We start from the raw sequence: 25,329 nt of genomic DNA on the forward strand, positions 1-25,329 counted from the left end.
GTCCCGCGAGATGCGGGTTTCAGGAGCGAACATCGCACGCGGAAGTCTGTTCCCGCGCGCTCGCGAAAATGGCTCAGCTCGGGTGGAACAGCCGTCCGCGTTCGACGATCGCGGCGATGCCGATCGCGAGCAGCGCCGCGACGAGGAAAGCGATATGGATCGGCCGGGTCGTGCCATCGAACTGGCTGGTCACGGCGGTGCCGATGACGCTGCCTGCCGTGATCGCCAAGAAGCCCTGCAGGCTGGAGGCGGTGCCGGCGATGTCGCCCATATTTTCCATCGCCATCGCCGACATATTCGACGTGGCGACGCCAAAGCCGGCCATCACCAGCACCTGCAACGCCACGAACAGCGCAAGCGACTCGTGCCCCGATACCGACGACAGCGCCAGACCCGCCCCCGCCGCCACGATGATGACGAGAATCGCCGCCTGGGAAATGCGCCGCATGCCGAGGCGCATCACGATCCGCGCGCTCAGCAGGTTCGCGACCGCCATGCCGCCGGCCGCCATCGCGAACACCGCGCCGAGCAGATCGGGCCGGTGGAACACATCCGACATGATCGGCTGGATCGACGTGATGTAGGAGAACAGCGCCCCCTGCAGAATGGTCGCGGCGATGGTGTAGCCGAGCGACGAGCGATCGGTGACCGTTCGCCGCCAGCCGCGCATCACTTCGCCCATCGACAGCGGCCGCCGATTTTCCGGCGCCAGCGTTTCGGGCATGCGGAACCAGAACCAGCAGAGAATGAGCGCGGAGGCGGCCGCGATCGCCTCGAAGATCAGCCGCCAGGAGCCCGCCAGCAGGATCGCCTGGCCGATGCTCGGCGCGATCACCGGCGCGGCCATGAACACCATGAAGGCGAGACTCGTCACCTGCGCCATCGCGCGGCCGGAGAAGCAGTCGCGCACGATCGCCACCGTCACCACGCGCGCCGAGGCGACGCACAGTCCGCCAAGGAAGCGCGCGGCGAGCAGGAGCGGAAAGCTCGACGCCAGCCCCGCCAGCAGGCTCATGGCGACATAACCCGCCAGGCCGATGCCGAGCACGCGCTTGCGCCCGAACCTGTCGGTCAGCGGGCCCTGGAACGGCTGGCCGATGCCGAAGCCCATCACGAAGACGGTGATGATGAGCGAACGGTCGGCGATATCGGGTGCGCCAAGCCGCTGGCCCATATCGGGAAGCGCAGGCAGCATCGAATCGATGCCGAGCGCGCCGAGCGACATGAGCGCGGCGACGAGCGCGACGAATTCGATGAAGGGAATCGGCGCGGTGTTCTCGGCGCGGACGGGCGATTCTGCGGACATGCGCCGGCCATGCCCGAGCGGGCGCGAGAGGTCACGGCGAAATTGCTGCGATGCGAAACGCGCAGCCGTCCCGGCAAAGGCCTGTTAGCGCGCGCGTGATGCGGCTATGTTCCGGCGGAGATTCCTCCCCACGGACGATGCCTGATGCTCGATACTGCCCTTGTCGAAGTTCCGCCGCTTTCCCTTGCCGATGCCGCCGCCGACTCCGACGGTTTCGCCGCCGCTTTGGGCGGATCGTTCGAGCGGTTCGGCTTTGCGGTGATCTCCGATCACGGCATCCCCGCCGATCTCGTCGCGCAGGGCTGGGCGCAGACGAAACTGCTGTTCGAGCTGAGCGAGGCAGAGAAACGCGCGTATTTCACCAGGGAAGGCGGCGGGCAGCGCGGCTATACCCCGTTCAAGACCGAGATCGCCAAGGGTGCGTCGCAGGTCGATCTCAAGGAATTCTGGCACGTCGGGCGCGACCTGACGCCCGGCCATCCCCTGTCGGACAGGATGCCGGGCAACCTCTGGCCGTCCGAAGTGCCCGGTTTCGAACCGGTGTTCCGGCAGCTCTATGCGGCGTTCGAGGCGGCGGGGAACCGCATCCTCGCCTCGATCGCGCGGCACCTCGGCTTGGCACCCGATTATTTCGAGGCGGTGGTCGAGGACGGCAATTCGATCCTGCGGCTGCTGCACTATCCGCCGATTCCGGCCGATGCCGAGGGCGTTCGCGCGGGCGCGCATGAGGACATCAACCTCATCACCTTGCTGCTCGGCGCGGAGGAGGCTGGGTTGGAGTTGCTCGACAAGGACGGCCGCTGGCTGCCGATCAAGCCGCCCGAGGGTGCGCTCGTCGTCAATGTCGGTGACATGCTGCAGCGGCTGACCAACAATGTGCTCCCCTCCACCACGCACCGCGTCGTCAATCCGCCGCCCGAACGGCGCGGCGTCTCGCGCTATTCGATGCCGTTCTTCCTGCATCCCAATCCCGATTTCCTGATCGAGACGCTGCCGGGTTGCGTGTCGGCGGCGAACCCGAACCGCTATCCGGTGCCGATCACCGCGCACGATTATCTGCACGAGCGACTGGTCGAGATCGGGTTGGTGAAGAAGTAACGGCTTGTCCGCGCGCGGAGGCTTTGTCTAAAGCGCCCAACCTCTCCCGTTCGGGCTGAGCTTGTCGAAGCCCTGCCCTTCCTTCCGCGCAGAAGAAGTGCAGCCCTTCGACAAGCTCAGGGCGAACGGTGGTTTTGGACCGGCAGAAAGTAGACCCATGACCAAACCTCTCCGCATCGCGCTCGCAGGCCTCGGCACGGTCGGGGGCGGCGTGATCCGGCTGCTCGACGAGAACGGCGCGCTGATCGCACGGCGCGCGGGGCGGCCGATCGAGATCGTCGCGGTCTCCGCGCGCGACCGCAGCAAGGACCGCGGCGTCGACATCTCCCGCTTCGCGTGGGTCGACGACACAACCGCGCTGGCGGGGCTCGACGTCGACGTGGTGGTCGAGCTGGTCGGCGGATCGGACGGCCCCGCCCTCACGCTCGCGCGCACGACGCTGGCGGCGGGCAAGGGCTTCGTCACCGCCAACAAGGCGATGATCGCGCATCATGGGCTGGAGCTGTCGCGCGCGGCGGAAGCGTCGGGCGCGGCGCTGAAGTTCGAGGCGGCGGTGGCGGGCGGCGTGCCGGTCATCAAGGGCCTGCGCGAAGGGGCTGCTGCCAACGCGATCGACCGTGTCTACGGCATCCTTAACGGCACCTGCAATTTCATCCTGTCGAAGATGGAAGCCGAGGGGCGCGACTTCGCCGACGTGCTCGCCGAGGCGCAGGCGCTGGGTTATGCCGAGGCCGACCCGACCTTCGACATCGACGGCGTCGACGCCGCGCACAAGCTCGCCATCCTCGCCTCGATCGCGTTCGGCACGCAGCCCGCGTTCGGCGACGTTGCGGCGAGCGGCATCCGCCACGTGCTGGCGACCGACATCGCCGAGGCCGAGGCGCTGGGCTATCGCATCCGCCTGCTCGGGCTGGCCGATCACGGCGCGGGCGGGCTGTTCCAGCGCGTGCATCCGCATCTCGTGGCCGTAAGCCACCCGCTCGCGCATGTGACCGGCGCGACCAACGCGGTGGTGGCGGAGGGCAATTACGTCGGCCGCCTGCTGTTCCAGGGCGCGGGCGCGGGCGACGGCCCGACCGCGAGCGCCGTGGTCGCCGACCTGATCGATATCGCGCGCGGCGAGTTCGGCCCCGCTTTCGCCATGCCCGCCGACGCGCTGGCCGCCGAAGCACCCGCCGATCCCGGCGAGCGGCGCGGCCGTGCCTATGTGCGCTTCGCGGTGGCCGACAAGGTCGGCGTGCTGGCCGAAATCGCCGCCGCCATGCGCGACGCGGGCGTCTCGATCGAAAGCCTGATCCAGCGCGGATCGAGCGGCGACGACGGCGTGGGGGGCAGCGTGTTCGTCGTGATCGTGACGCACGAGGGCCCGGAACGCGCAGTCGCGCAGGCGCTGGAGCGGCTGCGCGGATCGCAGAGCCTCACCGGCCAGCCGTTGTGGATGCATATCCTCGGCTAAGGCGCGATCGGGCGTTCCCCGCCGGCGCGGAGGCCGCCTGCTGTGCTGACGGTCGCGCCGACCATGCCGCACCCTGTCAGGAACAGGCGCTTTTCCTGGCAATTCGTGGTGCGCGCGAGCAGGCGTTCGCGTTCGAGCGGCACCACGTCCTTCTCCGGGTCGCGCTCGATCAGCGGCACGCGGTAGCGATCGGCGGCGCGGCGGCCGCAGACGGTGACTTCGTCGCCGCTCGGCTGGTTGCAGTGCGGCCCGGCGCGCGTCAGGGCCTGATATGTCGTGAGCCCGCTACCGGGGAGATCGGCCAGCATCAGCAGCAGGAAGCCCGGCATCGCATCCGCCCTTCGCGAGAGTCGCAAGCATCATCCCGCCGCCACGCTTGCGCGTCAACGCGTATCGGAGAGCTTCACCAGACTGTCGAAGATCGCCTCGTGCAGCGGCGCGACGAACGCGCAACCGTAGAGATCCTTGCGGTTCCACTTCACCGTCGCCTCCAGCCCGCTGAGGCCGGGGATGACCAGATAGACCTTCGAATCCGGCGCGAGACGGTGGACCGTCTCGATCTGGAAGCCGGTGCGCGACAGATCGGTGACATCGATCGTCATCTTGTTGGTGCCGGCGCGCACCTGCGCACGGATCGTCACGCCGACGCGGTTCGCCGCGCGGCCTTCCGGCGCTTCTGGATCGGACATGCTCATTTGCGACCTTAATTTAAAGCAGTCTCAACGTCTTGGACGAATACGTTAATTTGTGCGCTGCGCAACCCCCAGACGCGGGATCTCGATGGCCGGGCAGCGATCCATAACCACTTTCAGGCCCGCAGCCTCGGCGCGCGCGGCGGCTTCTGCATTGATCACGCCGAGCTGCATCCAGATCGCCTTCGCGCCCGCAGCAATCGCCTGATCGACAGCCTCGCCCGCCGCCGCCGAATTGCGGAAGATATCGACGAGGTCGATCGGATCGCCGAGTTGCGACAAATCGCGGAACACGAATTCACCGTGGATATGCTCGCCGGTGATCTGCGGATTGACCGGAATCACGCGGTAGCCGTGATCCTGCAGCGCCTTCATCACGCCGTAGGACGGGCGATTGGGCCGGTCGGACGCGCCGACCAGCGCGATCGTGCGCGTTTCTTCGAGCAGGGTCTTGATGCCCGCGTCATCGGTGATCGGCACTTCATCCTCCGTCGTTGATCCAGCGGAGAACCGCGTCGCCTATCGCGGTGAACGCAGCCGCCTCGGGCAGGTTCCCCGACGCGGGCGGCTGCCCGGCATCGGACGCCGTGCGGATGGCGATGTCGAGCGGAATGCGACCGAGGAACGGGATTTCGAGATCGGCCGCCGCAGCTTCCGCCCCGCCCTTGCCGAACGGATCGGACACTTCGCCGCAATGCGGGCAGGCATAGCCGGCCATGTTCTCGACCAGGCCGATGATCGGGATGCCAGCCTTCTTGAACAGATCGATCGCGCGGCGCGCATCGATCAGCGCGAGATCCTGCGGGGTGGAGACGATCACCGCGCCCGCCGGGCGGTGCTTCTGGATCATGGTGAGCTGCACGTCGCCGGTGCCGGGCGGCAGATCGAGCACGAGCGTATCGGCATCGCCCCAGTTCGCGTCCATCATCTGGCCGAGCGCGCCCGCCGCCATCGGCCCACGCCACGCGATCGCCTGATCGGGCGCGACGAGCATCCCCATCGACAGCAAGGGCACGCCGAACGGAGTCGCGACGGGTTGCAGCACCTTTTCCTTCGCGGTCGGCTGACTGCCCTCGACGCCGAGCAGTTTGGGCTGCGAAGGGCCGTAGATGTCGGCATCGACCAGCCCGACGCGCCGGCCGCCTGCTTTCAAGGCGACGGCGAGATTGGCGGAGACGGTCGACTTGCCGACGCCGCCCTTGCCCGAGGCGACCGCGATCGACAGCCGCCGGGTGCGCTGGCTGGTGAGCGCGATCCGCACGCTTGCGATTCCCGGCACGGCCAGCGCGGCGGCGCGCACCCGCGCCTCGAAAGCTTTGTGTTCGGCGGCTTCGATGCCGGTCACGTCTAGGATGATGCTGGCGCGATCGCCCTCGATCCGCGCGGTCGCGCGGCCTTGGGATATTGTGGCGAGGGCGGCTTCGAGCGGAGTGGAATCAGTCATCGCGGGGCAGATAAGGCCGATAAGGGCGCTTGCCACTGTTTTTCGTGGGAACGGCTGCCTATAGATGAGCCATGACGATTTTCTCGGGCTGGCCGCGGCGCCTCGCTATTTTCAATGCGGACAACAAGGGACCGTGGGGCGGTGGCTCCGGCGGTGAAGGCGGCGGCAGCGACAATGGGGGCAGCGGGGACGGCCCGCGCAATCCCTGGGCCCCGCAACCCGGCAATCGTTCCAAGGTGCCCGGCCCGAGCGCGCTCGACGAGTTCATCAAGCGCGCGCGCGGCGGTGGATCGGGCGGCGGCGGTGGCGGCGGTCGTCCGCGCATCCCCGGCACGCCGAGCCCGAACGTGCTGTGGGCGATCGGCGCGGCGCTGATCGTGGCAGCGTGGTTCGGCTTCACCAGCATCCACCCGATCGGCCCGCAGCAACGCGGCGTCGTGACGTTCCTCGGCCGGTATTCCGGCACGCTGGAGCCGGGTATCCGTCTCACCCTGCCAGCGCCTTTCAACGCCGTGCAGGTGCTCGACGTGCGCGAGATCAAGACCGACACCTTCCCGGAGAATGGCGGCGAGAACCTGATGCTGACCGGTGATCAGAATCTGGTCGACGTCGATTATTCGGTGCGCTGGGACATCAGCAATCCGCAGGACTTCGCCTTCCAGATCGCCGATCCGAAAGCGACGTTGCGCGCCACCGCCGAAAGCGCGATGCGCGCGGTGATGGCGACCGCCTCGCTCGACCAGGCGATCGGATCGGGCCGCGACGCGATGGAGGTGAAGGTCCAGCAGAACATGCAGACGATCCTCAACAGCTATAACGCCGGCATCCGCATCCAGGGCGTCGCCATCCGCGGGGCGCAGCCGCCGGCGCAGGTCGTCGATTCGTTCAAGAAGGTCTCCGCCGCGCAGCAGGAGGCGGTCGGCAACGTCAACAAGGCGCGCGGCTATGCCCAGCAGATCCTCGCGCAGGCGCAGGGCCAGGCGACGGCGTTCGACGTGATCTACGCCCAGTACAAGCTCGCCCCCGAAGTGACGCGCAAGCGCATGTATTACGAGACGATGGAACAGGTGATGGCCGGCAGCGACAAGACCATCATCGCCGCACCCGGCGTCAATTCCTACCTGCCGCTGCCCGGCGGAATGCGTCGCCTGCCCGAACCGCAGACGCCCGCGCCGCAGGCCACCGCGCCGCAGAGCGCGCCGCAGACGGGAGCCGGCCAGTGAACGCCGCGACGCTCCGCAACCCGATCGCCATCGCCATCGCCGTGCTGCTGGCGCTGATCCTGCTCGCCAGCACCGTCGCGATCGTGCCCGAGACCAAGCAGGCGGTGATCCTGCGCTTCGAACAGCCGGTCGGCAGCGCGATCAACCGCTGGAAGCCGAACGAGGTGTTCGGCCGCTCCGGCGCCGGCGTGACGTGGCGCATCCCGCTGATCGATCGCATCGTATGGGTCGACAAGCGCGTGCTCGACGTCGAGCTGGACAAGCAGCCGGTGCTGTCGACCGACCAGTTGCGGCTCGAGGTGGACGCCTATGCGCGCTTCCGCATCGTCGATCCGCTGAAGGCCGTCGTCTCGACCGGCAGCACGTCGGTGACGGAGCAGCGCGTGATCGACCAGCTCCAGCCGCTGTTCAGCTCCGCCTTGCGCAACGAGCTCGGCAAACGTCCGTTTGCGGCGCTGCTCAGCCCGGAGCGCGGGCAGGTGATGGACAATATCCAGATTGGCCTGCAGCATCTCGCCTCGCAATACGGCGTGCAGATCGTCGACGTGCGCATCAAACATGCCGGCCTGCCCGACGGCACGCCGTTGCAGAGTGCGCTCGACCGGATGAAGACCGCGCGCGACCAGGAAGCGCTGACGATCCGCGCCAAGGGCGAGCAGGCCGCACAGATCATCCGCGCCGAGGCCGACGCCAAGGCCGCACAGATCTATGCCGAGAGCTTCAACAAGGATCCCGATTTCTACGATTTCTACCGGGCGATGCAGTCCTATCGCTACACGTTCAGCGATCAGGTGAAGGGCCAGACCTCTCTGGTTCTGTCGCCCGACAATGCCTATCTGAAGGAATTCCAGGGACGGCGCTGAGTTGACGTTTGCAATTGCGACCTTTCAGGTCATTCATATTCAATTGCCGTTCAGCAACCGTCGGTAGAGTTTCAGCGTTGCCTTCCTTCGGCACACGAGAGGAAAAGACCCCAGTGCGATACGCCTACGCCATTACCGCAGCCATTCTGCTGAGCGGCACCGCCGCCGCCGTTGCCCTCGAACCGCCGATGCAGACCGCCCAGAACGAACCGGGCGTAATTGCCGCAGCCGCACCCAAGGCCGGCGCGCCGATGAGCTTCGCCGACATGGTCGCGCGTCTGCAGCCCGCCGTCGTCAACATCTCGACGACGCAGCACATCAAGGTGGAGCAGCAGCCCAATCCGTTCGCGGGCACGCCATTCGGCGATCTGTTCGGCCAGATGAACCGCGGCCAGGGCGGCAACAACGCCCCCACCACGCGCGAGGCGACCTCGCTTGGTTCGGGCTTCATCGTGTCGGCGGACGGCTATATCGTCACCAACAACCATGTCGTCGCGCCGGGCGCGAAGGGCGCCACGGTCGATACGATCACCGTCACGCTGATCGACCGCAAGGAATATGTTGCCAAGCTCGTCGGCCGCGATCCCACGTCTGACCTCGCGCTGCTCAAGATCGAGGGCAAGAGCCTGCCGTTCGTGAAGTTCGGCGATTCGGACAAGGCGCGCGTCGGCGACTGGATCGTCGCGATCGGCAACCCGTTCGGCATCGGCTCGACCGTGACCGCCGGCATCGTCTCGGCGCTGCACCGCGTGACCGGCGGCGGCGCATATGACCGCTTCATCCAGACCGACGCCGCGATCAACCAGGGCAATTCGGGCGGGCCGATGTTCGACCTGAACGGCAATGTGATCGGCATCAACTCGCAGATCTTCGCCGGCCAGTCGGGCGGCAATATCGGCATCGGCTTCGCCATCCCGGCGGAGGACGCCAAACCCGTCATCGACAAGCTGATGAAGGGCACAAAGATCGCGCGCGGCTATCTCGGCGTCGGCCCGCAGCCGATCGACGACGATCTCGCCGCATCGTTCGGCCTGCCCAAGAATCACGGCGAAATCCTGCGCTCGATCGAGCCGGGCGAGGCCGCCGCCAAGGCCGGGCTCAAGGTCGGCGACGTCGTCACTTCGGTCGGCGGCAAGGAAGTGTCGCCCGATCAATCGCTCAGCTACCTCGTCGCCAACGTGACGCCGGGCACCAAGGTGGATCTCGGCGTGATCCGCCAGGGCAAGCCGATCACGGTCGCCGCGGTTATCGGCACGCGCCCGTCCGAGGACGTGCTCGCCGCCAAGGTGAGCGGCGACGGCGATGACGACGGCCTGCCGGACGAGGGCGACGCCCAGACCACCGGCAAGGCGTCCGCCAACGCGCTCGGCCTGACGGTGCAGACGCTGACCCCGCAGATCGCGCGCAGCCTCAATATCGATTCGTCGGTATCGGGCGTGGTGATCGCCACTACCGATCCCTCGACCGATGCTGGCCAGAAGCTGAAGCGTGGCGACGTCATCGTATCCGCGAACGGCGTCTCGACGACGACCCCGGCGGCACTGGCGGCGGTCGTGGCACAGGCGAAGGCGGCGGGCCGCGACCAGGTCGCGCTGTATCTGCAGCGCGGGCGCAACCCGGCGATCTTCGTCGGGATCAAGCTCAAGAAGTAACTTGGCTTGTCTTGGCCTCCTCCCGCCTTCGCGGGAGGTTGGAGGAGCGCCTTCTTCTTTTCGACGCGCGGGAAGAAGAAGACCCTCACCGGCTGCGACCAGGCCCGCATGAAGAGTGCGGACCAAGTCTCCGTTGCCTCTCCCGCGAAAGCGGGAGAGGGTAAACGGCCCCTTCCCCCTCGCCCGAATCCGCGCGATAGCTTTCCGCACCTAAGCGGGGAGCGAACATGGCGGACGGCAGCATCTTCATCGGCGCAGGAAGCGGCGGCACCGACCCCCAGCAGCTCGAACTCAAGCGCGCCAACCGCCACGGCCTGATCGCGGGCGCGACCGGCACCGGCAAGACCGTCACCATCCAGGGCATTATCGAGGGGTTTTCGGCGGCCGGCGTGCCGTGCTTCGTAGCGGACGTGAAGGGCGACCTCTCCGGCCTCGCGATGGCCGGATCGCCGCAGGCCAAGACGCACGAGATCTTCGCCGCGCGCGCCAAGGACATCGGCGACGACACATGGGCCTATGCCGACAATCCGGTGCAATTCTGGGATCTCTACGGCGAACAGGGCCACCCCATCCGCACCACCGTGTCGGAGATGGGCCCGCTTCTCCTCTCGCGGCTGATGGACCTCAACGAGGTGCAGGAGGGCGTGATGACGATCGCCTTCCATGTCGCCGACAAGGAGGGTTTGCTGCTGCTCGACCTCGACGATCTCCAGTCGATGCTGAGCTATTGCGCCGAACAGGCCGACACGCTGACGACGACGTACGGCAACGTCTCCAAGCAATCGATCGGCACGATCCAGCGCTCGCTGCTGCAGCTCCGCTCGCAAGGCGGCGAGCATTTCTTCGGCGAGCCGGCGCTGACGCTCGGCGATTTCATCGGCCTGGACGATAAAGGCCGCGGCATCGTCAACATCCTCGCCGCCGACAAACTGATGCAGAGCCCCAAGCTCTATTCGACCTTCCTGCTGTGGCTGCTGTCGGAACTGTTCGAATCGCTCCCCGAGGTTGGCGATCCCGACAAGCCCAAGCTGTGCTTCTTCTTCGATGAGGCGCATTTGCTGTTCAACGATATCCCCAAAGCATTGGAGGAGAAGATCGAGCAGGTCGTGCGCCTTATCCGCTCCAAGGGCGTCGGCATCTATTTCATCACGCAGAATCCGATCGACATTCCCGATACTGTCGCCGGCCAGCTCAACAACCGCGTCCAGCACAAGCTCAACGCCTTCACCCCGCGCGACCAGCAGGCCGTGAAGGCGGCCGCCACCACCTTCCGCGCCAACAAGGACGTCGATGTCGCCACCGTCATCACCGAACTGAAGGTCGGCGAGGCGTTGGTGTCGCTGCTGCAGCCGGACGGAGCGCCCTCGCCCGTCCAGCGCACGCTGATCAAGCCGCCCGCCTCGCGCGTGGGCCCGATCACGCCGCAGGAGCGCGCCGTGATGATCCAGACCGACGCGATCGGCGCGAAATACGACACTTTGGTCGATCGCGAATCATGCGAGGAAATCCTCGCCGCCAAGTCGCAGGAGGCGAGCGCCGCCGCTGCCGAGGCCGCCGCGAAGGACGCCGCCGACAAGGCCGCCGCCGCGCAGGCCAAGGACGATGCGCGCGCCGCCAAGGAGGCCGAGCGCGCCAGGATCGCCGCCGACCGCGCCGCCGCGCAGGCTGCCGCCGCCGAGGCGCGCGCGGCCGCGAACAGCCCGTGGAACAAGATCGCCACCTCCGCCGCGCGCACCGCCACCTCCACGATCACGCGGCAGGTCGCCAACGAGGTCGCCAAGCAGGTGTTCGGCACCGGATCACGGCGCGGTTCGAGCAGCGGCGGCGGCGGCCTTGTCGGCGGCATCTTGCGCGGGGTGCTGGGCGGGCTCTTCAAGGGGCGTTGAGATGCGCGCCGCTGCGACGCTGGCGATGATGGCTTTTGCTACAGGGGCTTGCACGCCTCGCGACAAAGACGGCTACCCTCCCTTTGCTCGTAAGGTGCTCGACCAGACGATACAGGATCCGAAAGAATTGCGTGGCGGTGGTTCTTTTGAGGTCACCCCGGCGACCGTATTCTGCACCTATCGGCCCGGGTTCGGGATGGATTTAGACACTTGGTTCGGGAAAGGCCTTCCAACCGGCACATTCGGACCGCAGACGACTCCGAACTGTAGAGTCGGCAACAAGAATAATCCCGTTTTCGCCCGCAGCCAGACGATCGCAAATCGCAATGGCAAGGCTATCAAGGTCGCGTTTACGATATGGCAGGGCGCCGCGGCGATAACCGGCGTTGCCGAACAATCAACGGGAGTATCGGGCGCGCAGTTACGCGAGTTACGCAGCAACGTTACCCTTCATTTTTCGCAGCATATAGATCCCAATTCGGGATCCCCGCCGCAATGATCTACAGGGATTATCTATGACTCCCAGCCCCTTCCCCCACGACATCTTCACCGAGCCGTCGGATGTCGACCCCGATACGCTCGCCAATCTCGGGCCGTTGGCGCGGCTCGCGGGGCGGTGGGAGGCGCACAAGGGCGTCGATCTCAACCCCAAGGCCGATGGGCCCGAGCGGCGCGAGTTCATCGAGAAGGTGTCGTTCGATGCGATCGACCCGCAGGCCAACGGGCCGCAATTGCTCTACGGCCTACGCTATCACATCCACATCACGACGCGGGAGGAGGACATCACCTTCCACGACCAGATCGGATACTGGCTGTGGGAGCCGAAGACCGGCATGATTCTGCAGACGCTGGCGATCCCGCGCGGTCAGGTCGCGCTGGCGAGCGGAACGGCCAAGCCTGGCGATGACACACTGAGCGTGAGCGCCACGCGCGGGGAGACGCAATATGGCATCTGCTCGACGGCGTTCCTCGAATACGGTTTTCGCACCGACAGCTACCGGCTCGACGTCGCCTTCCACGGCGACGATGCCTGGACCTACGACGCGCGCACGATGCTGATGATGCCCGGCCGCACCGAACCGTTCGAGCATCACGACACCAACACGCTCCACCGGACCGCTTCGGGCAAGCCCAATCCGTTGAAGGCGATCCTCGATAGGCGCGCGGCGAAGGCCTAGGCGGCATCCTCCAGCGCGGGCGCGGTGACCATCTCCCGCACCCGCGCCGCCTCCTCCGCGGTCGAGGGGTTGTAGATCACCATGTAGAGATCGGGCCGGCCCTCGACCGCAAAGGACGAATATTCGAAGGTGATCGGCCCCAGCACGGGATGGCGGAGGTGCTTGTCGCCCTCGCCGCTCGCCTGCACGTCATTGGCCTGCCACAGCCGCGCGAAGTCGGGGCTCATGCGGCACAATTCCTCGACCAGGTCGCCGACCTGCGAGGCCGCGCCGGCGCGGGCGGCATCGGCGCGGAACGAGGCGACGACGTGTTGCGCGACGTTCTCCCAATTGCCCTGCAACCGCTGAACCTGCTGGTTGCCGAAGATCATGCGCAGGATGTTGCGTTCTCCTGGCGGCAGCCTTGCATAATCGGTCAGCACCATCGCCGCCGCGCGGTTCCACGCGACCACGTCCCATGTCGCCGTGCGCACGAGCGCCGGGCTGACTTCCAGCGCGTCGAGGATATGCTGCAATCGCGGCGTGATCGCGTCGGGGGCATGATATCGCACCTCCGGCGGACGCCCGAGCGCCAGCAGATAGAGATGCTCGCGTTCCACGTCGGTGAGCAGCAGCGCCCGCGCGATACGATCGAGCACGTCGGCAGAAGGTGCGCCGCCGCGCCCCTGTTCCAGCCAGGTGTACCAGGTCGCGCTGATGTTGGCGCGCTGCGCGACCTCTTCGCGGCGCAAACCCGGCGTGCGCCGCCGCGTGCCGGAAATACCGAAATCTGCGGGATCGAGGCGCGCGCGGCGATCCTTGAGATACGTGCTGAACAATGCGGGGTCTGCAGCGGATTGCGGCATGCTATTAGCCTTTATACCAGGATAAGATCACTACTTTAACAGGATAGCATCCGCCCCGATCTGTGTCTCTCCATCAAGAGGAACAGACACATGCGCGTTTTCGTCACCGGCGCGACCGGTTTCATCGGCACCGCCGTCGTCAAGGAACTGATCGACGCGGGCCATCAGGTTCTCGGCCTCACCCGCTCCGAGCAAGGTGCCGTCGCACTCACCGCCGCGGGTGCGGAGCCGCACCGTGGTTCGCTGGAGGATCTCGATAGCCTCGCCAGTGGCGCAGCGGCATCGGACGGCGTGATCCACCTCGCTTTCAATCACGATTTCACCAACTGGCAGGCGCATTCGGAGCATGACCGCACCGTCATCGCGACGCTGGGCGCGGCGTTGGCCGGTTCCGACCGGCTATTGATCGTCACCTCGGGCACGGCTGCCGCGATCACGCCAGGACGTCCGACGACCGAGCAGGACGCGCCCAACTCGCCGATCCCGCGCGTTGCGACCGAAGAGGCGGCAGACGCGGTGACGTCCAAGGGCGGCCGCGTCGTCGTGATGCGGCTGCCGCAGGTTCATGATCCGCTCAAGCAGGGCCTGATCACGCCGCTGATCGAGATCGCCCGCGCGAAAGGCGTGTCGGCCTATGTCGGCGACGGCGCCAATCGCTGGCCGGCGGGCCATGTCGATGACGTGGCGCGACTGTACCGGCTCGCGCTGGAGAAGAATGTCGCAGGCGTCCGCTACAATGCGGTCGCCGAGGAGGGCGTGGCGTTGCGCGAGATCGCCGAAGTGATCGGGCGCGGCCTGAACATTCCGGTCGTCAGCAAGACGCCGGAGGAAGCAGCCGAGCATTTCGGGTGGCTAGGTGCGCTGGCCGGCGTCGACATTCCCGCGACAAGCGCACTGACGCGCGAGCAGCTCGGCTGGACCCCCATCGGCCCGACGATGATTGCGGACCTGAGCAAGCTGGCGTTCGTCTAGAGCCAGCGCACGAGGGGCGATCGGCGCGGCCCGGCCGGGGCTATTCCGCCGCCATCGCCCCCATCGTGACATAGTCGGTCTTGCCCGTTCCCAGCACCGGCAGCGTATCGAGCACGCGAATGTCGCGCGGGATCGCGAGTTCGGCGATGCCGTTGGCGCGGCCCCAGGCCTGGAGGTCGGCGGCCTTGGCGTCCTTCTTCGTCGTGAATAAGACAAGCTGCTCGCCCTTCTTGGCATCGGGGCGCGTCACCACGGCATGCTCCGCCTCCGGCCACACGGCCGCCGCGTAACCCTCGACGGCGGGCAGCGAGACCATCTCGCCGCCGATCTTGGCGAAGCGTTTCGCGCGGCCGCGGATCGTCACGAAGCCTGCATTGTCGATCGTGACGATATCGCCGGTGTCGTGCCACCCGCCCTCGGGCGGTTGCAGTACGCCCGGCTGGTCGGCCTTCATGTATCCGGCCATCACGTTCGGCCCCTTGATCGAGAGCTTGCCACCCTCGGTGATGCCCGGCACCGCGTCGAGCTTGCTCTCGATGCCCGGCAGCAAACGGCCGACGCTGCCGCTCTGGAAGTGCATCGGCGTGTTGACGGCGATCACCGGCCCGGCCTCGGTCGCGCCGTATCCTTCGAAGATGCGCAGGCCGAACTTCTCCATCCAGCTCTTGCGCGTCTCGTCACGCACGCGCTCGGCACCCGCGAAGACGTAGCGCACCGAATAGAAGTCGTAGTTGTGCGCCATGCGCGCATAGCCGGCGAGGAAGGTGTCAGTGCCGAACAGGATCGTCGCGTTGCTGTCATAGGCCAGCGCGGGGACGATGCGGTAATGGAGCGGGTTCGGGTAGAGCAAAGTCTTCACGCCCGAGAAGATCGGCAGGAGCGTGCCGCCGGTCAGCCCGAAGCTGTGGAACACCGGCAGGGCGTTGAGCACCATGTCTGAGCCGTTGAAATCGATCCGCGCCGAGAGCTGGAGACAGTTCGCCAGCAGGTTGCGGTGCGTGAGCACGACACCCTTGGGCAACCCCTCCGACCCCGAGGTGAACAGGATCACCGCCGCGCTGTCCGGCGCGATCTTCCGCCGCCGATGTGCGCCATGCGCGAAACGCGAGGCGATCAGCGCGCGCAGTTTCGCGCCGGTTCCGATCGCGCCGGAGATATCCTCTAGGTAACGGACCGTGATCCCCTCGCCCTCCAGCCCCGCGATCACCGCCTCCAGCTTGCCCTGCGTGACGAAGGCGCGCGCGGTCAGCACTGTCCTCACCTCCGCCGCCGTGCAGGCCGCCTTCAGGTTGGCGAGGCCTGCCGTATAGTTGAGCATCGCCGGCACGCGCCCCGTCGCCTGCAGGCCGAAGAAGGTGACGACCACCGCCGACACGTTGGGCAGCAGCACCCCGACCGCCTCGCCCGGTTTCGTCATCGGCTCCAGCGCACGGCCGAGTGCGATGCTCGCCGTAATGAGGCGCGAGTAGGTCAGCGGTTCGCGCTTGACGTCCTCGACCACCGCCTTCTTCGCACCGCCGAGATATTTGGCGTCGAGCAAAGCCTCGAACAAAGTGCGGTTGGTGTCGGAGGTGGCGAAGATCATCCCGCTCATCTCGTCATAAAGGCGGCGGCCGGCGGCGGCGCGGCGTTGACGCGCGGTCATCTCGCCCTCGACGTGGAAGCGGCGCGGCGGCAGCACGGTCAGCGTGATCTTGGGGAACATGCGCGTCCGCACTTTGCCGCGCAGGTACGAGAAGGGCGTGAGCTGCGCGCCGTCGATGCGCACCGGCACGATCGGCGCATCGGCCTTGTCGGCGACCATGCCGGGGCCGTCGAACACCTTCATCAGCGCACCCGTCACGGTGATGCGGCCTTCGGGGAAGATCACGAGCGTGTTGCCCTCCTTCACCGCGCGCACCATCGCCTTGGCCGACATCGGGTTGGTGGGATCGACCGGGAAGGCGTGGAACAGCTTCAGCGCGGGCTTCATCCACCAGCGCTGCGTGACGGCAGTGTGGACCGCGAACACCGGCTTGCCGGGCAGGAACACCGCCAGCAGCAGGCCGTCGAGCCAGGAGACGTGGTTGACGACCACCACGGCGCGCTCGCCGGGCTTGGGCATGTTCTCCGTCCCCTCGACCTCGACGCGGTAGAGGAGCTTGAGGAACCCGCGCACCAGCGACTTGATGACCGTCTCCGGCAGCAGCCAGCACGAGATGAGCGCGACCGCGAGCGTCGCGAAGCCGAGCGCGCCGATCGATCCGGGCACCGTTGTTCCCGCCCGTGCGAGCAAGATCATCACACCGAGCAGCACGACCGAGACGACGCCGTTCATCACGTTGTTCGCCGAGATTACCCGCGAGCGTTCGGCCGGGGCGGTGAAGGTCGAGATGATCGCGTAGAGCGGCACGACGAACATGCCGCCGCCAAACGCAGTTACCGTCAGCGCGATCATCACATGCCAACCCTGCGGATCGGCGAGAAACTGATGAATGTTCATCGTGGCCGGCGTCGCGAAGGTGTTGGTGGCGATCCACAGGTCGATCAGCCCGGCCGCCATCAACAGCGCCGAGACCGGGACATAGCGCGCCGAGACTTCGCCCTTGAGCAGCCGGTTGACCGCGAGGCTGCCAATGCCGATCGCGACCGAAAAGATGACGAGGAAGAGATCGACCACGTAAGCGTCGCCGTGGATCTGGTCCTTGACCAACACCGGCACGTCCTGCGCGACGAGCCCGCCGACCGCAAAGAACCAGCTGATGCCGAGCACCGCCAGCCAGATGCCCCGACCCTTGGTGGCAGTGCGCAGGATATCCCAGGTGCCGCGGACGATGTTGTAGTCGATCGCGTGGTTCGCGCCCGAAGGCGGCGCAGCCGGGATCGCCAGCGCGGAGGCCCAGCCCACAACGGCGCAGCCCATCGCGATGCTCGCCGCGAGCCACGGCTCGATATTGCTGGCGAGCAGTTGCCCGGCGAGGATGGCGAGGAAGGTGCCGGCCTCGATCAGGCCGGTGCCGCCCATCATCTCATGCTCGCCAAGGTGTTGCGGCAGGATCGAATATTTGACCGGGCCGAAGAAGGTCGAATGCACGCCCAGCAGCAGCAGCGCGGCGAGCAGCAGCCACATATTGCTCAGCCAGAAGCCGGTCAGCGCCACGGCCATGATACCGATCTCGGCCGCCTTGATGATGCGGATCAGCCGCCCCTTGTCGATCGCATCGGCGATCTGCCCGGCGAGCGCGGAGAAGAGGAAATAAGGCAGCATGAACAGCCCAAGCGCAACCTCCGGCAGGATGCGTGGATCGATCGGCGAGGCGCGACCAAGACCATAGGTCGCGAGGAAGATCATCCCGAAGCGGATGACGTTGTCGTTGAACGCGCCAAAGAACTGCACGACGAACAGCGGGCCGTAGCGGCGCTTGGCGAGCAACGAGAAATCGGGTGCCGACATCAGGGGTCTTCCTCTTCGAGTCGAGCGTGGATCGCACAGAACTGAGCACTGTTCAATATAATAATTAGACAGCGTTCAATTTTAACCGTAACAGGCCGGAATGGGCCGCCGATCCGATCATAATCGCACAGAGCTTGAAGAACTCATACTTCACGCAGGCCAAGCGCTGATGGCTGAGGGCGGTTTCGCCGCCTTCTCCGCGCGCGAGGTGGCGAAACGGATCGGCTATTCGATCGGCACGATCTACAACGTGTTCGGCAGCCTCGACCGGCTGGTGCTGGCGATCAACAGCCGTACCTTTGGACTTTGGGCAGACGCGATGCGCGATCATCTGGCGGTGGCGGGCGAGGACCGGATCGCCGCGCTGGTCGACGCCTATTTCGACTTCGCGGAAGGCCATCCGCATCTGTGGATGGCGATCTACGATCATCGCCCGCCCGCCGAGACGCCGCTGCCCGAGGATTATCTGCCGCGCCGTGCCGCGCTGCTCGGGCTGGTCGAGAGCGAGATCGCGCGCGCGGTGCCGGGGGCCGACGCCGCCGCGCTCGCCCGCTCGCTGGTGGCGACCGTCCACGGCCACTGCGCCTTCGCGCTCGGCGGCACCTTCGCGCTGCTCGGCGAGCGCGACCCGCGCGGCGCGGCGCTGGCGCGCGTGCGCGAGACGCTTAGCGCAAACGCTCCGCGTGCCAGCGGAGGTGATCGGCCATGAAGGTCGAGATGAAATAATAGCTGTGGTCGTAGCCCGGCTGCATCCTGAGCGTCAGGTCGATGCCCGCCGCCTTGCACGCCTCGGCCAGCAGCGGTGCCTTAAGATTCTCGTCGAGAAACTCGTCGGCGTCGCCCTGATCGACCAGCACCTGCGTGCCGAAGCGCTTGCCGTCCTCGATCAGTGCGACCGAATCATGCGCGCGCCACGCGGCTTCGTCATCGCCGAGATAGCCGCGCAGCGCCTTGCGGCCGAAGGGCACCTGGCTCGGCGCGGCGATGGGGGCGAAGGCGCTGACCGCCTTGAAGCGATCCGGCAGCGTCAGCGCGATGGTGAGCGCGCCATGGCCGCCCATCGAATGGCCCATGATCGACTGGCGCGCCATATCGGCCGGGAAGTTCGCCGCGATCACATCGGGCAGTTCACCGGTGACGTAGCTCCACATCCGGTAATTGGCGGACCACGGCGCCTCGGTCGCGTCGAGATAGAAGCCCGCGCCGAAACCGAAATCGAACGCGCCGTTCGGATCGCCGGGCACGCCCTCGCCGCGCGGACTGGTGTCGCACACCACGAAGATCAGGCCGAGTTCGGCGCAGGTCCGCCGGTATTCGGCCTTTTCGGTCGCGTTGGCATGGGTGCAGGTAAGGCCCGACAGGTACCAGACGACCGGCGCTATCGCCCCCGGCGCGAGCGGCGGAACGAAGACCGAGAAGGTCATCCGCGATGCCGTGGTGGAGGAAGCGTGGCGATAGACGCCCTGCACACCCCCATGCGATTTCCAGCGGCTGACCGTCTCGATCATGGCGTTAGCGCTCCTCAGCTACCGGCGGGAAGGAAATGCAGCGCGCACAGCTTGTTGCCGGCCGGATCGCGCAGATAGGCCAGATACATCGGCCGGTCGGTGCCCGCACCGCGCACACCGGGAGGATCCTCGCACGACTTGCCGCCCGCCGCGACGCCGGCGGCGTGCCACGCCTCGACCTCGTCCGGCGACTTCATCGAGAAACCGATCGTGCCGCCATTGGCGTGCGTCGCCGGCTCGCCGTCGATCGGCGTGGTGACGAGGAAGTTCACGGCTCCGTCGGTGTAGAAAACGCGCGTCGGCGAAATCCGCGCGCCCGGCCGCATGCCGATCGCGCCGAGCGTGGCGTCGTAGAAGGTCTTTGCAGTGTCGAGATCATCGGCCCCGACCATCATGTGACTGAACATGCTTTTCTCCCCTAGATTGAACTCAGTACACCACCACCGACCGGATACTCTCACCCGCGTGCATCAGGTCGAAGCCCTTGTTGATCTCTTCGAGCGAGAGGACGTGGGTGATCATCGGATCGATCTCGATCTTGCCGTTCATATACCAGTCGACGATCTTCGGCACGTCCGTCCGTCCCTTCGCGCCGCCGAACGCGGTGCCGCGCCAGTTGCGGCCGGTGACGAGCTGGAAGGGCCGCGTGCTGATCTCCTTGCCCGCCTCGGCCACGCCGATGATGATCGACGTGCCCCAGCCGCGGTGGCAGGCCTCGAGCGCGGTACGCATCACCTCGGTATTGCCGGTGCAGTCGAACGTATAGTCCGCGCCGCCATCGGTCAGCGCCAGCACGGCGGCGACGGTATCCTCGCGCGACTGGCCGCGCGCGTCGATGAAGTCGGTCATGCCGAAGCGGCGGCCCCATTCCTCGCGGTCGGGATTGATGTCGACGCCGATGATCTTGTTCGCGCCCGCCATCCGCGCGCCCTGCAGCACGTTGAGGCCGATGCCGCCGAGGCCGAACACGACGATATTGTCGCCGACCTGCACCCTGGCGGTGTTGACCACCGCGCCGACGCCGGTCGTCACGCCGCAGCCGACGTAGCAGCTCGTCTTGAACGGCGCGTCCTCGCGGATTTTCGCGACCGCGATCTCGGGCAGGACGGTGAAGTTCGAGAAGGTCGAACAGCCCATGTAGTGGAAGATCGGCTGGCCCTTGTAGCTGAAGCGCGTGGTGCCGTCGGGCATCAGCCCCTTGCCCTGCGTCGCGCGGATCGCGGTGCAGAGGTTGGTCTTGCCGCTGAGGCACGAATTACACTGGCGGCATTCGGGGGTGTAGAGCGGGATGACGTGATCGCCGGGTTTCACCGAGGTGACGCCCGCGCCGACCTCGCGGACGATGCCCGCGCCTTCGTGACCCAGCACACTGGGGAACAGCCCCTCGCTGTCGAGGCCGTCGAGCGTGTAGGCATCAGTGTGGCAGATGCCTGTCGCCATGATCTCGACCAGCACTTCGCCCGCCTTGGGCCCGTCGAGGTCGAGCTCGACGATTTCGAGCGGCTGCTTCGCCTCGAACGCAACGGCGGCGCGGGTTTTCATCAGGGCTCCTCACGGACTCTTCGGTGGCTTGAGTTCCTACCGCGTCGGCGCGCAAATGCTAGAGGCGCGGGGCGGTGGCACCCAGAGTGATAGCTTGCTTGACAGATTGACACCTGAATCGAAAATGTAAGGCGAGATCGTTTCCAAAATTGCACCAATCGGGCGCAAGTCGGGTGAGCACGCGGAAACGGGTAACGCACCTCCGGGGGCCCGACGATGGGAAAGAGCGGCGACGAGGATAACCGATGTGCAGCGTGTAGGACAGCGTAGCCATTCGCCGTCCCGGATTTAACCGGAACGGCTTTCCATCGGCGTTCAGAAGAAAAGGGAACCCCGGCCAAAGCCTGTCCTGAGCGCCTGCCTTGCAGGCAGTCGAAGGGGCCGGGGTGAGTACGGTAAATGGCCGCGCGTTACGCCCGCGCGCCCTCTACCACGCCCTTCGAATTGTAGCGCAGCGCCGCCAGCACGGTCTCGACGATGGCGTCCGCATCCAGCTTGGCCTCGGCATATTGCACCTCGGGCTTGTCCTGGTCCTGGAAGGTGTCCGGCAGGCGCAGCGTGCGCAGCTTGAGGCCGCCGTCGATGAGCCCCGCGTCCGACGCGAAGGTCAGCACGTGCGCGCCGAGGCCGCCGACGGCACCCTCCTCGATCGTCACCGCGACTTCGTGCGTGGTCAGCAGCTTGCGGATCAGCGCTTCGTCGAGCGGCTTGGCAAAGCGCAGATCGGCGACGGTGGTCGACAGGCCGCGCGCCTCGAGCGCCTCGGCCGCCTTGAGCGACTCGCCGAGGCGGGTGCCGAGCGACAGGATCGCAACCTTGTGCCCTTCGCGCACGATGCGACCCTTGCCGATTTCGAGCAGTTCGGGGACTGCCGGAATCTCGACGCCGGTGCCGTTGCCGCGCGGATAGCGTACCGCGATCGGCCCGCTGTCGTGCGCCGCCGCCGTGTGGACCATGTGCGTCAGCTCCGCCTCGTCGGCAGGCGCCATCACGACGAAGTTCGGCAGCGTGGCGAGATAGGCCACGTCGAAAGACCCGGCATGCGTCGCGCCGTCGGCACCGACGAGCCCTGCGCGGTCGATCGCGAAGCGCACCGGCAGGTTCTGGATCGCGACGTCGTGGACGACCTGATCGTAGGCGCGCTGCAGGAAGGTCGAATAGATCGCGCAGAACGGCCGCATCCCCTGCGCGGCCAGACCGGCGGCGAAGGTGACGGCGTGCTGTTCGGCAATGCCGACGTCGAAGGTGCGGTCGGGGAAAGCGGCCGCGAACTTGTCGAGGCCGGTGCCCGAGGGCATCGCCGCCGTGATCGCGACGATCGTCGGATCGGTCTCGGCTTCCTTGATGAGCTGAGCCGCAAAGACGTTCTGGTACGCGGGCGGGCCGGGAGGCGCCTTGGCCTGCGCGCCGGTGATGACGTCGAAACGCTGCACACCGTGATATTTGTCCGCCGCCGCCTCGGCCGGGGCATAGCCCTTGCCCTTCTGCGTCACGACATGGACGAGGCAGGGCCCCTCCGCCGCGTCGCGCACGTTCTCGAGCACCGGGATGAGCTGGTCGAGGTTGTGACCATCGACCGGGCCGACGTAGTAGAAGCCGAGCTCCTCGAACAACGTGCCGCCCATCGCCATGCCGCGCGCGAATTCGTCGGTCTTGCGCAGCGACGAGGCGATCGGCTTGGGCAGCTTCTTCGCGACGCGCTTGGCGAGATCGCGCAGGCCCAGGAACTCCTTGCTGGAAACCAGCCGCGCCAGATAGGCCGAGAGCCCGCCGACCGGCGGCGCGATTGACATATCGTTGTCGTTCAGGATCACGACGAGGCGGTTGCCGGCGGCCTCCGCGTTGTTCATCGCCTCATAGGCCATGCCCGCGCTCATCGCTCCGTCGCCGATCACGGCGATGCCCTTGCCGGGCTTGCCGGCGATCTTGTTGGCAATGGCGAAGCCGAGCGATGCGGAGATCGACGTCGAGCTGTGCGCCGCGCCGAACGGATCGTATTCGCTCTCGCTGCGCTTGGTGAAGCCCGACAGCCCGCCGCCCATACGCAGCGTGCGGATGCGGTCGCGCCGCCCGGTCAGGATCTTGTGCGGATAGCATTGATGCCCGACGTCCCACACCAGCCGGTCGGCCGGGGTGTCGAAGACATAATGGATCGCCACGGTCAGCTCGACCACGCCGAGCCCCGAACCGAGATGGCCGCCGGTCACGCCGACAGCGGAAATGGTTTCCTGCCGAAGTTCGTCGGCAAGCTGGCGGAGATCGGCAACATCGATCTTGCGGAGGTCTGCCGGTGTATCGACCGTGTCGAGCAGCGGCGTCGTGGAAGCGTCAACCATCGGCCGTACTTAGTGAAGCCGGGGGGGATTGTCGATTATAACCATCGTCATCTCGGTCACTTGACGGCTCCTGCGTTGCAAAACCACAACGTCTGCATCTGGGGTCTGCACTAGAGCGCGCGAATGGGGACTGGAATGGGGCAGCATGATGACCGGGCTTAGGCACCGTATTGCGACGGTCGAGGATATTCCCGCCATCGCCGCGCTGATGGACCGCGCCATCGCCGCCTTGCAGGGCGATTTCCTGACGCCCGAGCAGGTTGCGGCGAGTCGGCTGAGCATGGGGCTCGATACGCAGTTGATCGCCGACGGCACCTATTTCCTGGTGGAGGAGGACGGCGTGCCGGCGGGCTGTGGCGGCTGGAGCTTCCGCGCGACGCTCTATGGCGGGAATCACAGTGCGGAACTGCGCAACGACCGCGAGCTCGATCCCGCGACGGAGCCGGCGCGCATCCGGGCGATGTACACCGATCCGGCCTTCGTGCGGCGCGGGATCGGGCGGATGATCCTGGGGCTGTGCGAGGATGCGGCGCGGGCTGCGGGGTTCCGCCGGCTGGAGATGATGGCGACGCTGGCGGGCGAGCCGCTGTACCTGGCGGCGGGCTATCTGCCGATCGAACGGGTGATGAAGATGTCGAGCGAGGGCCCCGCCGTGCCGGGGGTGCGGATGGGGAAGGATATCATTTGAACCCCCTCCCCTTCAGGGGAGGGGTTGGGGTGGGGCCGAGTCTCACCGAGGGTCCGCTCTGCGAGACCTCCCCCCACCCCCTGCCCCTCCCCTGAAGGGGAGGGGTGACTTTGCTTACGCCGCCTCGTTCGAATCGCAGTCGGCGCATTTGCCGCGGACTTCGATCACCGGGCGCACCGGCGAGAAGCCGGCGTGCTCCGCCGCCGAGCGCACGCTCTTGGTGATGCGGTCGTCGTCGAGATGGACCGTCTGACCGCAGTCGTCGCACACCAGGAAGATACAGTCGTGCAGGCAATCGGGATGGGCGTTGGCGATATAGGCGTTCGAGCTTTCGACCCGGCGCGCGAGGTTCGCGCCGACGAACAGATCGAGGATGCGGTACACGCTGTTGGCGGCGACGCGGCGGCCTTCGGATTTCGAGACGGCTTCGGCGATGTCATAGGCCGAGGCGGGCTTGTCGAACCCGGCCAGTGCCGAGAAGATCTGCGCGCGCATCACCGTCCACTGCTCGCCCGATTTCTCGAGCGTCTCCTGCGCGGCGCGGGCGAGATCGAGCCCTTGCGGTTCGTGATGATGATGGTGAGCGGACATGCGTTCAAGGTAGGCGCTCGGCGCCCTTCCGGCAAGCGCGGCTAGTTGGCGGCGCGGCGGTTGAGATCGTGGCCGAGCGCGAGGATCGCGACGCCGATCAACGTCCACACTGTCTCTCCGCCGCCGCCGTCGTGCGGGAGCGACAGCGCGCCGCCCATGATACCGAGCCCGAACGATCCCACCGCGGCGGGCAGCATGTAGCCGTGGCTGATCGCGCCGCGCCCGAGCGCGATGATGCCGAGCAGGATCGCGATCGACAGGCCGATTTCGTGGAACAGCGGATTGAGCAGCAACCCGCCCGCCGATGCCGCGACCGCGAAGAACACCGAGCTGGCGACGCAGTGTACCACGCACAGCCCCGACAGGCCGATCGCGAAACCATCGAATCGCGACTCGATCCACCGGAAGGCGGAAATGTGGGCATAAGCGCTCATTGCCGGACCCATGTGGCACGGCCCGCGCAAAGTTACAACATATCATCGTGAGATTATTGGCGCGGTAAAAAGACCAGACCGGCGCAACCCCTGAGGGTCACACCGGCCTGGCCCCACCACCGGAAACGGGGGTGCCCCGATCGGCTGGCGTCAATATACGGCGTCCGTAACGCACGTTTGGG

The 25,329-nt window shown here is 66.6% G+C and carries 24 protein-coding genes; 11 read left to right on the forward strand and 13 right to left on the reverse strand.

Translation table 11 applies throughout. The annotated features are described in order from the left end of the window. Positions 1 to 73 precede the first annotated feature (73 nt). Positions 74 to 1,306: a multidrug effflux MFS transporter gene (locus tag Q5H94_RS12905; RefSeq protein ID WP_304561684.1), complete on the reverse strand. Its 1,233-nt coding sequence runs from the start codon at positions 1,304 to 1,306 to the stop codon at positions 74 to 76. 144 nt (positions 1,307 to 1,450) lie between these two features. Between Q5H94_RS12905 and Q5H94_RS12910 the strand changes: the two genes are divergently transcribed. Together Q5H94_RS12910 and Q5H94_RS12915 are read left to right on the forward strand one after the other, a co-directional pair. Further along, positions 1,451 to 2,404: an isopenicillin N synthase family dioxygenase gene (locus tag Q5H94_RS12910; RefSeq protein WP_304561685.1), complete on the forward strand. Its 954-nt coding sequence runs from the start codon at positions 1,451 to 1,453 to the stop codon at positions 2,402 to 2,404. 157 nt (positions 2,405 to 2,561) lie between these two features. Further along, on the forward strand, positions 2,562 to 3,860 hold the full coding sequence (locus Q5H94_RS12915; RefSeq protein WP_304561686.1) for a homoserine dehydrogenase: 1,299 nt from the start codon (positions 2,562 to 2,564) through the stop codon (positions 3,858 to 3,860). Here Q5H94_RS12915 and Q5H94_RS12920 read toward each other — a convergent pair. From Q5H94_RS12920 to Q5H94_RS12935, 4 genes are read right to left on the reverse strand one after another with little or no spacing between them, the layout of a single operon-like run. Beyond that, positions 3,857 to 4,189, reverse strand: a complete 333-nt coding sequence (locus tag Q5H94_RS12920) for a hypothetical protein (RefSeq protein ID WP_304561687.1) — start codon at positions 4,187 to 4,189, stop codon at positions 3,857 to 3,859. The two genes, Q5H94_RS12915 and Q5H94_RS12920, sit on opposite strands and share 4 nt — an antisense overlap. Before the next feature lie 54 nt (positions 4,190 to 4,243). Next, a complete protein-coding gene (locus Q5H94_RS12925; RefSeq protein WP_304561688.1) occupies positions 4,244 to 4,549 on the reverse strand; it encodes a PilZ domain-containing protein in 306 nt (101 codons plus the stop codon). A gap of 51 nt (positions 4,550 to 4,600) precedes the next feature. Continuing rightward, positions 4,601 to 5,032, reverse strand: a complete 432-nt coding sequence (locus Q5H94_RS12930) for a CoA-binding protein (protein ID WP_304561689.1) — start codon at positions 5,030 to 5,032, stop codon at positions 4,601 to 4,603. Position 5,033: 1 nt separating this feature from the next. Further along, positions 5,034 to 5,996 (reverse strand): Mrp/NBP35 family ATP-binding protein, encoded by a 963-nt coding sequence (locus tag Q5H94_RS12935; protein WP_304561690.1) that lies wholly within the window; start codon positions 5,994 to 5,996, stop codon positions 5,034 to 5,036. Positions 5,997 to 6,067: 71 nt separating this feature from the next. Between Q5H94_RS12935 and hflK the strand changes: the two genes are divergently transcribed. The 6 genes from hflK (at position 6,068) to Q5H94_RS12965 (ending at position 12,798) form a co-directional block, all read left to right on the forward strand. Next, positions 6,068 to 7,219, forward strand: a complete 1,152-nt coding sequence (hflK, locus tag Q5H94_RS12940; RefSeq protein WP_304561691.1) for a protease modulator HflK — start codon at positions 6,068 to 6,070, stop codon at positions 7,217 to 7,219. After that, entirely contained in the window at positions 7,216 to 8,082 is an 867-nt protein-coding gene (hflC, locus tag Q5H94_RS12945; protein WP_304561692.1) for a protease modulator HflC, read from the forward strand. Before hflK ends, hflC begins: the two co-directional genes overlap by 4 nt. A 113-nt stretch (positions 8,083 to 8,195) precedes the next feature. Then, positions 8,196 to 9,734: a Do family serine endopeptidase gene (locus tag Q5H94_RS12950; RefSeq protein WP_304561693.1), complete on the forward strand. Its 1,539-nt coding sequence runs from the start codon at positions 8,196 to 8,198 to the stop codon at positions 9,732 to 9,734. 227 nt (positions 9,735 to 9,961) lie between these two features. After that, positions 9,962 to 11,620, forward strand: a complete 1,659-nt coding sequence (locus Q5H94_RS12955) for a helicase HerA-like domain-containing protein (RefSeq protein ID WP_304561694.1) — start codon at positions 9,962 to 9,964, stop codon at positions 11,618 to 11,620. A gap of 1 nt (position 11,621) precedes the next feature. Next, positions 11,622 to 12,119, forward strand: a complete 498-nt coding sequence (locus tag Q5H94_RS12960) for a hypothetical protein (RefSeq protein WP_304561695.1) — start codon at positions 11,622 to 11,624, stop codon at positions 12,117 to 12,119. A gap of 16 nt (positions 12,120 to 12,135) precedes the next feature. After that, entirely contained in the window at positions 12,136 to 12,798 is a 663-nt protein-coding gene (locus Q5H94_RS12965) for an FABP family protein (protein WP_304561696.1), read from the forward strand. Here the strand turns inward: Q5H94_RS12965 and Q5H94_RS12970 are convergent. Further along, complete coding sequence (locus Q5H94_RS12970; protein WP_304561697.1) at positions 12,795 to 13,643, reverse strand: helix-turn-helix transcriptional regulator; 849 nt, start codon at positions 13,641 to 13,643, stop codon at positions 12,795 to 12,797. The two genes, Q5H94_RS12965 and Q5H94_RS12970, sit on opposite strands and share 4 nt — an antisense overlap. A gap of 90 nt (positions 13,644 to 13,733) precedes the next feature. Between Q5H94_RS12970 and Q5H94_RS12975 the strand changes: the two genes are divergently transcribed. After that, a complete protein-coding gene (locus tag Q5H94_RS12975) occupies positions 13,734 to 14,615 on the forward strand; it encodes an SDR family oxidoreductase (RefSeq protein ID WP_304561698.1) in 882 nt (293 codons plus the stop codon). A gap of 40 nt (positions 14,616 to 14,655) precedes the next feature. Here Q5H94_RS12975 and Q5H94_RS12980 read toward each other — a convergent pair whose 3' ends face one another. After that, positions 14,656 to 18,048 (reverse strand): acyl-[ACP]--phospholipid O-acyltransferase, encoded by a 3,393-nt coding sequence (locus Q5H94_RS12980; protein WP_304561699.1) that lies wholly within the window; start codon positions 18,046 to 18,048, stop codon positions 14,656 to 14,658. Positions 18,049 to 18,148: 100 nt separating this feature from the next. Between Q5H94_RS12980 and Q5H94_RS12985 the strand changes: the two genes are divergently transcribed. Then, a complete protein-coding gene (locus Q5H94_RS12985) occupies positions 18,149 to 18,757 on the forward strand; it encodes a TetR/AcrR family transcriptional regulator (protein WP_304561700.1) in 609 nt (202 codons plus the stop codon). Here the strand turns inward: Q5H94_RS12985 and fghA are convergent. The 4 genes from fghA to dxs all read right to left on the reverse strand — a co-directional run bounded on the left by fghA (position 18,714) and on the right by dxs (position 23,434). Beyond that, positions 18,714 to 19,556 carry an S-formylglutathione hydrolase gene (gene fghA, locus Q5H94_RS12990; protein ID WP_304561701.1) on the reverse strand — a complete coding sequence of 281 codons (843 nt, stop codon included), beginning with the start codon at positions 19,554 to 19,556 and terminating at the stop codon, positions 18,714 to 18,716. The genes Q5H94_RS12985 and fghA overlap by 44 nt on opposite strands. A 14-nt stretch (positions 19,557 to 19,570) precedes the next feature. After that, a complete protein-coding gene (locus Q5H94_RS12995) occupies positions 19,571 to 19,963 on the reverse strand; it encodes a VOC family protein (RefSeq protein ID WP_304561702.1) in 393 nt (130 codons plus the stop codon). 22 nt (positions 19,964 to 19,985) lie between these two features. Continuing rightward, entirely contained in the window at positions 19,986 to 21,098 is a 1,113-nt protein-coding gene (locus Q5H94_RS13000; RefSeq protein ID WP_304561703.1) for an S-(hydroxymethyl)glutathione dehydrogenase/class III alcohol dehydrogenase, read from the reverse strand. Between the two features lie 410 nt (positions 21,099 to 21,508). Next, entirely contained in the window at positions 21,509 to 23,434 is a 1,926-nt protein-coding gene (gene dxs, locus Q5H94_RS13005; RefSeq protein ID WP_304561704.1) for a 1-deoxy-D-xylulose-5-phosphate synthase, read from the reverse strand. 148 nt (positions 23,435 to 23,582) lie between these two features. Between dxs and Q5H94_RS13010 the strand changes: the two genes are divergently transcribed. Further along, complete coding sequence (locus tag Q5H94_RS13010) at positions 23,583 to 24,122, forward strand: GNAT family N-acetyltransferase (RefSeq protein ID WP_304561705.1); 540 nt, start codon at positions 23,583 to 23,585, stop codon at positions 24,120 to 24,122. Positions 24,123 to 24,236: 114 nt separating this feature from the next. Here the strand turns inward: Q5H94_RS13010 and Q5H94_RS13015 are convergent, their stop codons facing one another. Further along, complete coding sequence (locus tag Q5H94_RS13015) at positions 24,237 to 24,713, reverse strand: Fur family transcriptional regulator (protein WP_304561706.1); 477 nt, start codon at positions 24,711 to 24,713, stop codon at positions 24,237 to 24,239. 41 nt (positions 24,714 to 24,754) lie between these two features. Beyond that, entirely contained in the window at positions 24,755 to 25,147 is a 393-nt protein-coding gene (locus Q5H94_RS13020) for a MerC domain-containing protein (RefSeq protein ID WP_304561707.1), read from the reverse strand. Between the last annotated feature and the right edge of the window lie 182 nt (positions 25,148 to 25,329).

It is taken from the genome of Sphingomonas immobilis (assembly GCF_030580995.1).
In the GTDB taxonomy this organism is placed as follows: Bacteria; Pseudomonadota; Alphaproteobacteria; order Sphingomonadales; family Sphingomonadaceae; genus Sphingomonas; species Sphingomonas immobilis.